This is a genomic window from Psychroserpens sp. NJDZ02 (genome assembly GCF_004843725.1).
Lineage (GTDB): Bacteria > Bacteroidota > Bacteroidia > Flavobacteriales > Flavobacteriaceae > Olleya.
In genome coordinates this window covers 2,625,175-2,640,224 of sequence record NZ_CP039451.1, presented here as the reverse complement: position 1 = coordinate 2,640,224, position 15,050 = coordinate 2,625,175, and the positions used below count along the sequence as shown (strand labels likewise).

General features: G+C 32.3%; 14 protein-coding genes and 1 tRNA gene. 7 read left to right on the top strand and 8 right to left on the bottom strand.

Going from position 1 to position 15,050, the window contains the following annotated elements; translation table 11 throughout:
- Positions 1 to 44: 44 nt before the first annotated feature.
- The 4 genes from tpiA to E9099_RS11500 all read right to left on the bottom strand — a co-directional run bounded on the left by tpiA (position 45) and on the right by E9099_RS11500 (position 3,841).
- Complete coding sequence (gene tpiA, locus E9099_RS11515) at positions 45 to 794, bottom strand: triose-phosphate isomerase (protein WP_136583726.1); 750 nt, start codon at positions 792 to 794, stop codon at positions 45 to 47.
- Positions 795 to 805: 11 nt separating this feature from the next.
- On the bottom strand, positions 806 to 1,882 hold the full coding sequence (locus E9099_RS11510; RefSeq protein ID WP_136583725.1) for an ABC transporter permease: 1,077 nt from the start codon (positions 1,880 to 1,882) through the stop codon (positions 806 to 808).
- Positions 1,883 to 1,959: 77 nt separating this feature from the next.
- On the bottom strand, positions 1,960 to 3,267 hold the full coding sequence (locus E9099_RS11505; RefSeq protein WP_136583724.1) for a BT_3928 family protein: 1,308 nt from the start codon (positions 3,265 to 3,267) through the stop codon (positions 1,960 to 1,962).
- A 34-nt stretch (positions 3,268 to 3,301) separates the two neighbouring features.
- A complete protein-coding gene (locus E9099_RS11500; RefSeq protein WP_136583723.1) occupies positions 3,302 to 3,841 on the bottom strand; it encodes a DUF1599 domain-containing protein in 540 nt (179 codons plus the stop codon).
- 115 nt (positions 3,842 to 3,956) lie between these two features.
- On the opposite strand from E9099_RS11500, the gene folP reads away from it, so the two are divergent.
- From folP to E9099_RS11480, 4 genes are all read left to right on the top strand, one after another.
- A complete protein-coding gene (gene folP, locus E9099_RS11495; RefSeq protein WP_136583722.1) occupies positions 3,957 to 4,781 on the top strand; it encodes a dihydropteroate synthase in 825 nt (274 codons plus the stop codon).
- The gene (locus E9099_RS11490) at positions 4,774 to 5,508 is read left to right on the top strand and encodes a hypothetical protein (protein ID WP_136583721.1); all 735 of its coding nucleotides are present in this window, start codon (positions 4,774 to 4,776) and stop codon (positions 5,506 to 5,508) included. The genes folP and E9099_RS11490 overlap by 8 nt, the downstream gene beginning before the upstream one ends.
- A gap of 35 nt (positions 5,509 to 5,543) precedes the next feature.
- Positions 5,544 to 6,329, top strand: a complete 786-nt coding sequence (cdaA, locus tag E9099_RS11485; protein ID WP_240788888.1) for a diadenylate cyclase CdaA — start codon at positions 5,544 to 5,546, stop codon at positions 6,327 to 6,329.
- A gap of 79 nt (positions 6,330 to 6,408) precedes the next feature.
- A complete protein-coding gene (locus E9099_RS11480; protein ID WP_136583720.1) occupies positions 6,409 to 6,816 on the top strand; it encodes a hypothetical protein in 408 nt (135 codons plus the stop codon).
- A gap of 120 nt (positions 6,817 to 6,936) precedes the next feature.
- On the opposite strand, the gene E9099_RS11475 is transcribed toward E9099_RS11480, so the two are convergent.
- The gene (locus E9099_RS11475; protein WP_136583719.1) at positions 6,937 to 8,709 is read right to left on the bottom strand and encodes an ABC transporter ATP-binding protein; all 1,773 of its coding nucleotides are present in this window, start codon (positions 8,707 to 8,709) and stop codon (positions 6,937 to 6,939) included.
- Complete coding sequence (gene truA, locus E9099_RS11470) at positions 8,702 to 9,451, bottom strand: tRNA pseudouridine(38-40) synthase TruA (RefSeq protein ID WP_136583718.1); 750 nt, start codon at positions 9,449 to 9,451, stop codon at positions 8,702 to 8,704. The genes E9099_RS11475 and truA overlap by 8 nt, the downstream gene beginning before the upstream one ends.
- Before the next feature lie 118 nt (positions 9,452 to 9,569).
- Here truA and E9099_RS11465 point away from each other — a divergent pair, with 118 nt between their 5' ends.
- Positions 9,570 to 10,064, top strand: coding sequence for a metallophosphoesterase family protein (locus tag E9099_RS11465; RefSeq protein WP_136583717.1), 495 nt, complete (start codon positions 9,570 to 9,572; stop codon positions 10,062 to 10,064).
- Between the two features lie 58 nt (positions 10,065 to 10,122).
- On the opposite strand, the gene E9099_RS11460 is transcribed toward E9099_RS11465, so the two are convergent.
- A complete protein-coding gene (locus E9099_RS11460; protein ID WP_101020103.1) occupies positions 10,123 to 10,536 on the bottom strand; it encodes a DUF4293 domain-containing protein in 414 nt (137 codons plus the stop codon).
- 293 nt (positions 10,537 to 10,829) lie between these two features.
- On the opposite strand from E9099_RS11460, the gene rho reads away from it, so the two are divergent.
- Complete coding sequence (gene rho / locus E9099_RS11455) at positions 10,830 to 12,554, top strand: transcription termination factor Rho (RefSeq protein WP_136583716.1); 1,725 nt, start codon at positions 10,830 to 10,832, stop codon at positions 12,552 to 12,554.
- A 544-nt stretch (positions 12,555 to 13,098) separates the two neighbouring features.
- Here rho and E9099_RS11450 read toward each other — a convergent pair.
- Positions 13,099 to 13,173: transfer RNA gene (locus tag E9099_RS11450), tRNA-Val, on the bottom strand.
- 169 nt (positions 13,174 to 13,342) lie between these two features.
- Between E9099_RS11450 and E9099_RS11445 the strand changes: the two genes are divergently transcribed.
- Positions 13,343 to 15,049 carry a hypothetical protein gene (locus E9099_RS11445; RefSeq protein ID WP_136583715.1) on the top strand — a complete coding sequence of 569 codons (1,707 nt, stop codon included), beginning with the start codon at positions 13,343 to 13,345 and terminating at the stop codon, positions 15,047 to 15,049.
- Position 15,050 lies beyond the last annotated feature (1 nt).

Here is a 15,050-nt window from a genome sequence, read left to right as displayed (position 1 = left end):
ACGCGACCCTTGGGTAACGCCCATATTTTGAATTTTATTATTATTTAAAAGGCATTTACGATCGCGTAAAAATCTTCAGCTTTTAAGGCTGCTCCACCAATTAATCCTCCGTCTACGTCTGGTTTTGAGAAAATCTCTTTAGCATTTGCTGGTTTTACACTACCTCCGTAAAGGATGGTCATGTCGTCCGCCACTTGGTTACCGTATTTGTCGTTTAATGTTTTACGGATAAATTTGTGCATGTCTTGTGCTTGTTCTGGACTTGCTGTTTCTCCGGTTCCAATTGCCCAAACAGGCTCATAAGCCAATACTATATTTTTAAATGCTGAAGCCTCTAAATGAAACAAGGCGTTTTTGATTTGTCCTTCTACCACTGCTTCGTGATTTGCTGCCTTACGGTCTGCTAGCTCTTCTCCAAAACAGAAAATAACACGTAAGTCTTTAGATAAGGCTTGGTCTACTTTTTTAGCTAAAATAGCATCGTCTTCGTTAAAATACGCACGACGCTCTGAGTGACCCAAGATTACTGTTTGGATCCCAACGCTTTTAAGCATATCTGCACTTACTTCTCCAGTGTATGCTCCGTTTTCTGCAAAGTGCATGTTTTGTGCAATTACCTCGATATCATCATGTCTGGTTGCTTCAAAAGCGTGCCATAAGTTAGTAAATGTTGGCGCAATCATAACTTCTGCGTTAGACGTTTTGGTTTGCTTTTTTAAATCTGAAATTAGGGCTTCTGATTGTGGTAAATCATTATTCATTTTCCAGTTTCCGGCTACTATGTTTTTTCTCATGACGTTCTGTTTTATTCTAGTTTAACTTTTGGATCTAACCAAGTGTATATAATGTCTACAAAAATATTAATTATAATGAATAGTAAGGCGATAATTAACACAGATCCCATAATGACAGGTAAATCTAAGGTGTTAAGCGCGTTTACGATTTCTTTCCCTAATCCGTTCCATCCAAAAATATACTCTACAAACACTGCACCCGCTAGCATACTTGCAAACCAACCTGAGATTGCGGTTACTACAGGATTTAAGGCGTTTTTAATGGCGTGTTTTTTTATAATCTGAAACTCTGATAATCCTTTTGCTCTAGCTGTCCTGATATAATCTTGATTTAGGACTTCTAATAAGGAGTTTCGCATTAATTGTATAACGACAGCTAATGGCCTTATCCCTAAAACGATTGCTGGTAGGATTAAGTTTTTCCATTTTATGTGCATTTTTTCACCGAAATCATCCAACTCGTAAAGACTTCCTGTCATTTCTAGATTGGTGTATTTGTGTAATACAAAACCAAATAACCAAGCGAATAATATAGCACTAAAAAAAGACGGTACGCTCATACCCAAGGTACTTAATATCTGAATGATTTTGTCTAAAAACGTATCTTTTTTTAATGCCGAAACCACGCCTAAAATAACACCCAAAAAGATAGCGATTAGTATTGCTGACACCGCCAGTACAAACGTATTTGGTAAAGTCTCTGATAAGACTTGACTCACTTTTTTTCCTTGCTTAGTAAAGGATTCCCGTAAGTATGGCAATTTTACAACTGTTGTGGTATTACCTAATGAGAACAGTTGTGTAGCCGCGTATTTATCCTGACTTAAATAGGTGTAATCCCCTTCCGTTTTAGAATGAAATGAGATTGGAGATAAATCGTTTAAATAATACAAATACTGCGTGCCCACCGGTTTATCAAAACCATACTTTTTTTTAATAATGGCTAGTTGCTGACTATCCTCGTTTTGCCCCAACATCATTTGTGCTGGATCTCCTGGAAGCACACTAAATAAAAGAAATATAACAGTTACCACACCAAATAAGGTGAGTAATGCATACAGGGTTTTATTTAGTAAATACGGTATCAGATTGTATTATTTATTTTGTTTGACTATTTAGTTCTCAATACATTTTGCTCATGCTTCGCAAAGTACTAGAACTGCCATTATTCTTGTTTAAGCGTGATTTTAATCACTCCTCCAATATTTTTTTCGCTGTCTATGTTTAATGAATCCAATTGCGTTTTGTCTTTAAACACATCCATTCTCTCAATAGTTTCCGGATCTAAAGCTTCCGTTTCTGCTTTAGTCGCCAAAGCATCATCAATAAAATAAACAATAACTTCCTCAACCACTTTAGGTGCCGGTCGCTCTACTTTTGGTAATGCTAATTGATCAATATCATTCCAATGTACTTTTTGGATAATCGTTCCTTTTTCTAATTTTAACAATCCTGGGTTAGAACGGATGATTGTTTTTAAAGCCGTCTCGTCACAGAAATAGTAATCAAAGTTTAATTTATATTCTGATGTAACTACCGCTACTTCATCAGGTCCAGATGCTGTTAAACCAATCACATCATAACCGTTGGCAATTGCCATGTCTGACGCTATCTTTATAGCTTTTAAACCTTCCGTTTCTGATATTGCTAAATTGTAATTAACAATTAATATAACGTGTGGTCTTGTTAAAATATCCTGTGTAAAATCCTCGCCATCTTTTTCTATTGAAAAATCATGGATTGGTGGCTCATACCCTTCCGATATAGTTTCTGTTGTCACACCAACATACGTACCTGTAGATTCTGGATAGGATCCGCTGGTCAGGTATTCTTTTTGCGTACCACTTTCGTCAAAAGTCCAAGTATATTCTATTACAGGTTGTGGCGCATCATCAGGCACAATCATGTTATCTGTAATGTTATTTCCTATTTTAAAAGGTCTAAAGTCAATTGATGGTAAATGCATTAACACGTGGTATGCAAATCCTAAACAAGCTATAAAACTTAATAAAGACAGTATAGTTGTGGCTAGCTTACCAAAAAATGGTTTGATGTGTTTTATTCCGAAGAAGATAATTAAAATTAAAACTAACAGAAAAACGTCTTTACCAAAGCTTTCCCACGGATCCATTTTCATAGCATCCCCAAAGCATCCACAATCTTTTACTTTATCAAAATAGGCAGAATAAAAGGTTAAGAATGTAAAAAAGATAATCATTAATAGTAAACTCCAAATTGTAAATTTAGGCTTGTAACCAATGATTAAAAAGATTCCTAAAAGCACTTCAAAAACGACTACTATTATTGAAATTCCTAAAGCATAAGGAATAAAAAATGGTAAATCTAAAACGGTTGGTCCAAAATACTCCTCTAATTTAAAAGCAAATCCTATTGGATCATTGAGCTTTATAAATCCCGAAATAATAAAAAATATACCAACAAATATTCTTAAAAAACCGACTATGTATTTCATAACTATAATTAAATATCAAATTGTTAAAGCAATTTTATTGTTCTGTTAAATGTATTATTGCAAAAATGGCGTAATTAATCATGTCTTGATAATTAGCATCAATCCCTTCGCTTACAATTGTTTTACCTGAGTTATCTTCAATTTGTTTAACACGTAATAATTTTTGTAAAATTAAATCGGTTAAACTACTCACGCGCATATCTCTCCAAGCTTCACCGTAATCATGGTTTTTATCTTGCATTAACTGCTTTGTTGCTTTGACCTGCGCATCGTATAAAACCGTAGCTCCTTCAACTTCTAAATCTGGTTGTTCTACCACGCCTTTCTCCAATTGGATTAAAGCCATAATGCAATAGTTGATTATTCCGATAAATTCGCTTTGCTCGCCTTCGTCAACTTTACGCACATCATTTTGTTGCAATCCTCTAATACGTTGTGCTTTAATAAAAATCTGGTCCGTTAAAGATGGTAAACGTAAAATGCGCCACGCACTTCCATAATCCGTCATTTTATTAATAAAAAGGTCGCGACAGGTTTTTATAACAGCATCGTATTGTTTTGAAGTATCTTGCATATTTGATAAACTCTAATTGAATTTTGCGTAAATTTCGCATAAAATAATTTAAAGTTCAAGGTTTAGGGTTTAAAGTTTTACTAACGTTATCCCAACACCTTATATAAGTGTACAAATGACAATAAATTGTAAAGGCAAACTTATAGATTTAAGTACTCCAAAAGTAATGGGTATTTTAAATATTACACCCGATTCTTTTTTTGATGGCGGACGTTATAAAGACGAAACGTCTATTTTAAATCAAGTCCACACCTTATTAAACCAAGGAGCCACTTTTATAGACATTGGTGCGTATAGTTCTAGACCAAATGCGCCTTTTGTGTCTGAAGACGAAGAATTGCAACGTATTTTACCTATAATTAAACTTCTAGTAGATAAATTTCCAGATATCAATATTTCAGTAGATACGTTTAGAAGCGCTATTGCCAAAGCAACAGTTGAGGCTGGAGCCGCTTTGATTAATGATATTTCGGCAGGCCATTTAGATAACAACATGCTGCAAACCATCGCAGATTTACATGTCCCTTATATTATGATGCATATGCGAGGTACGCCTCAAACCATGCAAACGCTAATAGAATATGATAATTTAGTTAAAGACATTAATTTTTATTTTTCAGAGCGTATTGCAACAGCTCGTGCTTTAGGCATTATTGATTTAATTTTAGATCCTGGTTTTGGTTTTGCTAAAACGTTAGATCAGAATTTTGAATTATTAAACAAATTTGAACTTCTAAACATTACAGAATTACCTTTACTAGCTGGTCTATCTAGAAAATCTATGATTTACAAAACACTAGACACTACAGCAAATGACGCCTTAAACGGGACTACTGCTTTACATATGATTGCTTTGCAAAAAGGCGCTAAAATTTTACGCGTACACGATGTTAAAGAAGCCCAAGAATGTATCACACTTTACAATCAATTACATGCTTAACAGATTATTATTTATCAGTATAGTGCTTTTGTTTTTTTCCTGCGGAAATGAAAAAGTACTGCAACTACCAGAAATACAAAATGCTACAATCACTGAGATTTTAGACGTCTCGCCTGCCTATATTTTTTATGATGAAACCAAACAAGATAGCGTTGAGTTAAATCGAAAAAACTTAATTATATCAACCAACTGGCTGATTAATGTAGATAAGCGTTTAACACTAGAACAGGCGTTACCATCAATCATAAAACTACAAGAGAAGAAACGCAATGCAACCATGCATAAAAATGAAAAGGCTAGAAATTATTATACTTGTAATGATACTAGTATTAAAAATTTAGGCTTTATTGATTTTACTGATGTTGTTTATTCTTTTGACAAAAGCAAAGCACCAATAAAAGATAATGCAAAATTGTACAATGAAAAAATTATAGACAAAACTTCTTCAGATTATCAAACAACTTCTCCTTGGGCTAAAATATCACCTGAACATTATTTTGGTGTTGAATTATTTTTGGACAGTAAGGATAAAATTTACGCTTACTCGAAAGACATATTAAAATCAAATCAATTAGAAGACTATCTTTCGGAAATTCACAATAAAGTATTTATAGATATTAATTTAAATAAAAAAATATCAATACAAGATTATATTTCGTTCAAATCACTTTTAAAAAACATAGAATCAGAAAACATCACTATTAGTATCAACGAATTCATTTATTAACCCAATTATATTAAATTTACAAAAACACTTTTCCCTTGGAAATATTTAAAGACATTTTAAAATTCAGTTGGATAGACATGATCGACGTGGTGTTAGTAGCACTACTACTATATTACGTTTACAAACTAGTAAAAGGTACTGTTGCCATTAATATCTTTATTGGTATTGTGGTTATCTATTTTATCTACCTTACGGTAGAAGCCTTAAAAATGGTCTTACTTAGCAAGATTCTAGGTGGTTTTATTAGTGTTGGTTTTATTGCCTTAATTATTGTATTCCAACAAGAAGTCAGAAAGTTTTTATTGATGATTGGAAGCACCAATTTTGCCAGCAGGCGTAAGTTTTTAAGTCAGTTAAAATTTTTAAAGATAGAACAAGGGACATCCACAGATATAGACGCTATCATCTCTGCCTGCAATAAAATGAGTAGTACTAAAACGGGAGCTTTAATTGTTTTAGAACGAAACAACAATCTTGATTTTTTAGCGAATACTGGAGATGAAATGAATATAAAAGTCACCCAACCGATCATAGAAAGCATCTTTTTTAAAAACAGCCCGTTACATGATGGTGCCATTATTATACAAGATAATATTGTCAAAGCCACACGTGTTATTTTACCTGTTAATAACGAAAAAAACATACCACAACGTTTTGGTCTACGTCACCGTGCTGCTGTTGGAGTGACAGAGCGTACAGATGCTATTGCCATTGCAGTAAGTGAAGAAACTGGGCAAATTTCTTGCTTTAGAAATGGTGCCTTCCTACCATTTGACAGCACCGTAGAATTGGCAGAAATTTTAAAGAATGATTTAGAATAAACTTGATTTTAATTCCTTCGAAAGCTATAAATCACCCCACACATAATAACTATTTTATACTAATTGAAAGATTCTAGCAATGCAAATTAATTACAACGAAAAAGACAAAACAATTGACATTAAAGATGGATTAAAAACCCAATATTTAATGATTAAAGCATTAATGATTCTAAATCTTGTTAATGCCATTCTTAATGCGTCTTACGTAAGTGACACGGGGATTGGCTTAATGCAAATTATCTGGATAATATTAGGGATTGTGTCAATAGTAGTCTTATATTTCTATTATTTCAAAAAATCAAGCCAAGAGATAATTCCAATTAACTCAATCGAGCAATTAACAGAAAAAACGGTCTTTGGATCTAAACGATTATCGCTAAAATTAACTAATGGAAAAAGTAGAGATATCGTTTACCTAAAAACGACTGAACAAATTACTAATGTCAAAAAAATGTTTACTAAAGTAGGTGTTCCTTTTTTAGACTAATTTAATCATCCTAGTAAAAAAATTGTAATCGATTTTTAAAATAAAACCTTAAAATTATTAATTAAACACCAATAGCTACTTTGTAGTTTACGGATGATAAGATTCTTGTCTTCTCAGGAATTAGGCCACTTTTTCAGCTTGTAAAAACTGCACTTCGTACAAGTTTTTATAATATCCATTCTCCTTTTTAAGCAACTCATCATGCGTCCCTTGCTCAACAATTAAACCAGCATCCATAACAATTATATTATCTGCTTTTTGGATGGTTGCTAATCTATGCGCAATAACTATAGATGTACGTCCTTTGGTAATTTTCTCAGTTGCCGTTTGTATTAATTGTTCTGAATACGAATCTACAGAAGACGTCGCTTCATCTAACACCAAAATACTAGGGTTGGTTACATAAGCACGTAAAAAAGAGATTAACTGTCGCTGTCCCGAAGATAACATCACACCACGTTCTTTTACATTATATTGGTAACCATTAGGTAAGCTCATTATAAAATCGTGTATTCCAATATCTTTTGCTGCCTGCACCACATCAGTTTCTGTAATATTTGGATTGCTTAATGTGATATTGTTCAAAATAGTATCCGCAAATAAAAATACGTCTTGTAACACTACTGCTATTTGTTGTCTTAATGAGACTAATGTATACGCTTTTATATCTGTGTTATCTATTGAAATTCTACCAGAATTGATCTCATAAAAACGGTTCAATAAATTAATAACCGTACTTTTCCCTGCTCCCGTAGCACCTACAATTGCAACGGTATCTCCTGCTTTTACATCAAAACTAATGCCTTTTAAGACTTCTTCATCTTCAACATAACTAAAATGTACGCGATCAAAATTAATACTTCCTTTAAAGTTATCAGCAATAAGATTTCCTGAATTATCTATTTGCGAAGTTGTGTCTAATATTTTAAAAACTCTGTTTGAAGCAATCATCCCCATTTGAAGCGTATTAAACTTATCCGCTATTTGACGCAACGGTCTAAATAACATAGGAATCATGGTAATAAACATAAATAAATCTCCCGGCGTGACATTGCTACCTGCTACTAATAAGTTTAAACCGCCAAACCAAACAATTAATCCTGTTGTTAACGAGCCTAAAAATTCCGCAATCGGAAAGAAAATAGAGTTATACCAAACCGTTTTTAACCACGCTTGTTTATGACGATTATTAATTTCTTTAAAATTTTTATACTCGGTGTCTTCTCTTGTAAATAACTGTAATATTTTCATTCCTGTGACACGTTCTTGTACAAACGAATTCAAGTTAGAAACTTCGTTACGAACATCTTCAAAAGCACGCTTCATGTATCGTTGAAAAATTTTTGTAGCAAATAAGACTAATGGTAAGGTTACAAATACAATTAAACTTAACTGCCAATTGTAATATAACATTGCTCCAGAAATAACAACCATAACCAATAAATCTCTAATGATGGTAAATAAACCATCCCCAAAAACAGAAGCGATACGCTCCATATCTGTCACTGCTCTAGTAATTAACACGCCTACTGAAGATGTATTAAAATATTTCATCTTAAAACTAAGAATATGATCAAACAGTTTAACACGAATATCTTTCACCATTTTTAAGCCTAACCAAGACGAAAAATAGATAAAAAACAACTGAAGAACCACTTGTGTAACCAATAAAACAATCATCAAAATCACAAGATAAATGAAACCATTATAGTCTTTTTTGACTAAATGTTCATCTATAATCTCTCTTAACAATACTGGAGTTGCAATACTTAAAGCGCCTAAAATAAGCACCGAAACAATCAATCCATAAAATACCGATCTATAAGGTTTAGTGTATTTAAACAAACGTTTAAACAGTGCTTTGTCAAATATATTTTCTTTTGTCTTAGTCATTTAATTTTATTGTATCTGGGTAAGCTACTTCAGTCAAATATAAGCCTTGCGCTGGTACTGAAAAACCAGCATTACTTCTGTTTTTAGATTTTATAATGGTGTGTAAATCGGCAACTTCAATTTTTCCGACACCTATATTGATAAGAGTACCTACTATGGCTCTGACCATGTTTCTTAAAAAACGATCAGCTTTGATAGTAAAATGTAATTCGTTATCCACTAATTGCCATTCCGCTTTCATAATATCACAATTGTAAGTTTTTACATCTGTGTGAGTCTTAGAAAAACACTGAAAATCTTTGTATTCAAACAGTATTTTTGTCGCTTCATTCATTTTTTCAATATCTAAAGCGTGCTTCAAAAAATAAGACTGCTCCACATTAAAAGGGCTTTTTTGTAAAGCCACACGATATAAATAGGCTCTGCTTGTCGCATGAAAACGCGCATGACTATCTTCCTTAACTTTAAATATAGATTGGATAGCAATATCTACTGGTAAAAACGAATTTAATTTATACTGTAACTTTTCTGCATCAAAAACAATATCGGTATCAAGGTGAGCAAACAATTGTTTGGCATGTACACCTGCATCAGTACGACCAGCTCCCATAACAGCAATAGTTTCACCTAAAATAGTGGCTAATGCTTTTTCTAAAACTTCTTGTACAGAAATAGCATTAGGTTGCTTTTGCCAACCATGATAATTTTTTCCATTATAAGATAGTTCTATAAAATAGCGCAAGAAAATAGTATTTTTACATATTAAAAAGCAAAGATAATATAAAGACAGAAGCTTGAAGTCCGAAGCTTAAAGTTTTAAGAATAGTTTACCTAAAAACACAGAAAGACCTGTAACAGCAATGAAAAAAATATTATTACTCTCCGATACGCACAGCCATATGGACGATACAATTTTAAAACACGTCAAACTAGCTGACGAGGTTTGGCATGCTGGTGATATTGGAGACCTTAAAGTAACCGATGCTATTCAAGCTTTAAAACCACTACGTGCCGTATGGGGCAATATTGATAATGATAAAGCGCGTGCCGAATTCCCGGAAAACAACAGATTTACTATAGAAGGTGTTGATGTATGGATTACCCATATTGGTGGGTATCCTAACAGATACAATATTAGGATTAGAGATGAAATAAAAGCTAATCCTCCAAAGTTATTTATTTGTGGACACTCACATATTTTAAAAGTTATGCCAGATAAAAAATTGGGATTATTACACATGAATCCTGGTGCAATAGGCATACATGGCTTTCATAATGTAAGAACCATGCTACGCTTTACAATAGATAATGGTAAAATTGATAATTTAGAAGTCATTGAATATCCTAGAAAATAAAAAAACCGAAGCTTTCGCTTCGGTTTTTTTTCGCACTAATACTACTAAGATGTTAGGTTTAACGTAAACGATCCACTGATTTGACAAGATCTTCATCCTTCTTAATGGCTCTATTTGATAAAATCAAAAAGACGATAGATATAACAGGGAGGAAAATCGCAACACCTTTCTCAGAAACATCATTTGCTTCTCCAGATGCATTTAGCGTTCGATACACGAAAAATCCTAGTAAAATTAAGTTTAATATCTGATTTAGTCGTCCCAACATAAACTGAGACTTTCTATTTTTAAATTTAAATATTGAAATTACAGCTAGTAACGCAGAGCCTATAAACAAACCAAAAACAACTCGCTCGTCTTTAGCAAAAACCATAATATCATTAGTTGTTGTCCATAAATCAAAGACAAAAATTAGTCCTCCAGAAATAATAGCAACAATTAATAAATATACCGTTTGAATACGTTGTAACATATTATAATCTCAAATTATTGAATAACAAAAATATAGTTTCTTTTCTTATAAAAGAAACATACTGCCTTAAAAATTCACATAAATATTGAATCGGAATCACAAACTTCTGTGTTACAATTAAAAAGGAATAAACATAGACATCTGAATAAAATATTAAAATAAAAGTTGTATAATTGCAGTAACGGAATGCAACACTCACACTCGCAGAACGTTAATTCTTCAGAAGTATATCTTATTTTCTTCAAGAAATAATCAATTCAAATTACATCAACACATAAGTTAATTCAACATCAATGTTTGAAATCTCACAATTAAAAGAAATGAAGCTTCCTGAATTACAGGATATGGCTAAAAAACTGAATGTCTCTAAGTTTCGTTCATTAAAAAAATTAGATTTAGTATATCAAATACTAGATAAGCAAGCAGCAGATCCTAAAGCTGTTTTAGAAGTAAAAAAAGAGGACACTCCTGTTAAGAAAGCCCCTATAAAAAAGGCTACTCCCGTTAAAACTGAGGCTAAAGAAAAACCAGAGGCAGCTCCAAAGCCAAAAAGAGCTAGAGTTGTTAAGCCCGCTAAACAAAAGGAAAACACAAGTCAACCTCAATTAGATTTAACACCTGAAGCGACACCTAAGCCTGTAGCTAAAAAGGAGGTTAAAGAGAAGGAAGTGGTAGCAAAGACACCTGCTAAACCGCAACCCAAAAAACCGGTTCACAACCATCAGAAAAACAAACAGTCTAACGACAATAAGGACGATAAACAAAGCGATAATAAGCAACCAAATCGTCCAAAACATAACAATCAAAAAAATAGTAACCAGAAAAATAGCAATCAAAAAAACGGTAATCAACATAACGGAAACAAAGACAGTCGTAACCGTTATAGAGAACCAGATTTTGAATTTGATGCTATTATAGAAAGTGAAGGTGTTTTAGACATCATGCAGGATGGTTACGGATTTTTACGCTCTTCGGATTATAACTACCTATCATCACCTGATGATATTTATGTATCGCAATCTCAAATTCGCTTATTTGGATTAAAAGTTGGAGATACAGTTTTAGGACAAGTTAGACCTCCAAAAGAAGGTGAAAAATATTTCCCATTAATCAAAGTCAGCAAAATAAATGGTCAAAACCCTAATGTGGTAAGAGACCGTGTTGCTTTTGAACATTTAACACCATTATTCCCTCAAGAGAAATTTAATATTGCAGAAAAGCAAGCGACTATCTCTACACGAATCATGGATTTGTTTGCACCAATAGGTAAAGGACAACGTGGTATGATTGTATCACAACCAAAAACAGGTAAAACCATGCTTTTAAAGGATGTTGCCAATGCCATTGCAGCAAATCATCCGGAGGTATACCAAATGATATTACTAATTGATGAACGTCCAGAAGAAGTAACAGACATGCAACGTAACGTTCGCGGAGAAGTTATTGCCTCTACTTTTGACAAGGAAGCACACGAGCATGTAAAAATTGCTAATATTGTTTTAGAAAAAGCAAAACGATTGGTAGAATGTGGACACGATGTTGTGATCTTATTAGATTCAATTACACGTTTAGCAAGAGCATATAACTCAGTACAACCAGCGTCAGGAAAAATTCTTTCTGGAGGTGTAGATGCTAATGCTCTACATAAACCAAAACGTTTCTTTGGAGCTGCACGTAATATAGAAAATGGAGGTTCTCTAACTATTATTGCAACAGCATTAACAGAAACAGGTTCTAAAATGGACGAAGTAATCTTCGAAGAATTTAAAGGAACGGGGAATATGGAACTACAATTAGATCGTAAAATATCTAATCGTCGTATTTTCCCAGCTATTGATTTAACATCATCAAGTACACGTCGTGATGATATTTTATTAGATGCTACAACCATCCAACGTATGTGGGTGATGCGTAAGTATCTTGCAGACATGAATCCTGTAGAAGCGATGGAATTTATAAATGATCGCTTTAGACAAACCAGAAATAACGAAGAGTTTTTAATCTCTATGAATGGTTAACAACTAACACATACATAATACAGAAAAGCCTTAACAATCGTTAAGGCTTTTTTTATGACGTAAAATAAAAGGAATCAACACTAAAATTAGGAAAAAAACGGAACAAAATAATACGACTATACAAATGCTTGATAAATTGAAATACACTAAACAATAAACGATACAATTCTTATCAAAAAAAACAGAAGTTTATTATATAAATCCAGTAATAAATGGGTTAGAAATTAGATCAAAAATCTACGATGAATATCTAACATTAAGAAAAACAAAGCTATTAATTAAATGACATAAAAAAATAAGACTAGCATAATTCAAAAGTTTAAACCTATATGTTAAACAATCTCAATACTCTATAAAAACATCCTCAACTACTATTAAAACAAAATCTTCAAGAGCTTAATTTAGAAAAGTTAGAAATACTAATATTAAATCTTAACCTTTTTTCTTAATCATAGCATACAACTAGTTTATAACATGCTCCTAAATAATAACTTTTAATTTTAGGGCATAAAAAAATCCAAAACATATGTTCTGGATTTTTTTGTGGGCGACAAGGGATTCGAACCCCTGACCCCTTGGGTGTAAACCAAGTGCTCTGAACCAACTGAGCTAGTCGCCCTTATTATTAGGAGTGCAAATATACATTAGTTTTTGACATCTCAACACGTTTTATTGAAAAAAAATTCACTTATTTTTAAACAAATAAATTAACTCTTTAATTTATAGTCATTAACACATCAATAAATTATAAATATTTTAATATTTTTGACTCAAAATAAGCTCCAAACTTGAACTACATATCATTAATAGACGAATTAGGCATAGATATTAATACGCTAACCACCTTAGATTCCGCTAAAATTATTAGACTTCAGAAACAACTTAAAGCAAAAGCTGTTTTAGATAACAAAAGCAATCTAGGAGAATTAGCTACTATAATTGACGAGCTTAAAAATGACAGTACACGACAACATCACATCTTTATTGAAAAACACAAATGGATAAAGCAAATAATTAGTGGCGATTACAGTAATATCCCACAAAATTCTACTTCAATTTACCATGAAGCTATTGCTGACCCCGAAGGACTAAAATACTTTCTATCACCCTATTTAAAAGCACACATAAAACCTTTTTTATCTGAAACACTTAGTAAAGGAAAATATATCTTATTACTGAATGTTGTAAAAAGCACCATTCTATTTACCGAAGAAATCGAACAGATTATTATTAATCTATTAAGCTCTAAATTAAATTATGCTAAAGTATATATTGAAACTGGTAAACTAAAAGACAAATATCATTCTATTGGTTACATAACTAATAGAAACTTTATAACCTGCTTAAGCCAGTATCCTAACTCTTTTTACGACGAGGTTAACGAATTGAATTCAGTTATCATAGACACTTACAACTCAAAAAGAAAACATCTGAGTGATGATGTTTTTATTTTTTCAGCTAAAACAATGGTTGCTTTTGGCGAATTAGACATTTCTAACTACATGCTAAAAGATGTGTTAATATCTAATGCCGCAATTGCACAACCCTACGCTTTTAACTCTCAGAAAAAAAATAAATCAAAATCTGGATCAAGTGTTGGTATTTGGAGCGTTATTGTCTTTTTAATTTTAATTGTTAGAATTACAACAAAAGTGTTTAACAATGATAGCAATTCTAATAATTCGTTAAATCAATATGAACGTAATAATCTACAAAACATTAATTTTAATAACGAAACCTTTATAGAGACTGTTAGAAAAATACAAGAAGATAAAAAAAAAAAGCAAAACCAAACGATTGAGGTCCGTCAAACAACAACGGAATATCTAGCAAATGACGACTCCGTAATGGAAACTAATACTAACTCTTATACTATAACAAAAAGAGTCACACTCCCTGATTATAATTCAAAACACAAAGCTAAGGACCATACACGATTTATTTATAGTTTAAAACTAAAAACAGATCGTTACACCCCTTATTCAGGCAGAGACACAGGAACAGACCTAAATGCCTTTACAAACCCCTATCCAAAGACTTTCAACACAATTAAATCTGCATCTTCCAATAAAAACAACGCTTTTAGCTTAATAAAAAATAATAGTAATAAAGATTTGATAGTATTTAGGTTAACTAATGGTATTGACGAATCTATTTTTATACCAAAAGATGAAAACAGATATTTAAATGTCAAAAAAGGTGATTCTGTCTTATTTTATACAGGACACTACTTTTCACCAGGTCGTTTTTCTCATTTTAAACTAAAACCCGAATTATCTCAATTATATGTCATCAACAATTTAAAGAATAGTGATACTAATGAAATTAATATTTTACCATATACTGTAAAAATAAATTTCAACAAAAATTTTAGCACCAATACAACAACAATAGACACAACGCTATTGGATCATATTGAAACAAATAAAATAGATTTCAAACCACTAAGTATTAATAACATTTATACCCGATGGTACACAGAAAAATATAACTAAA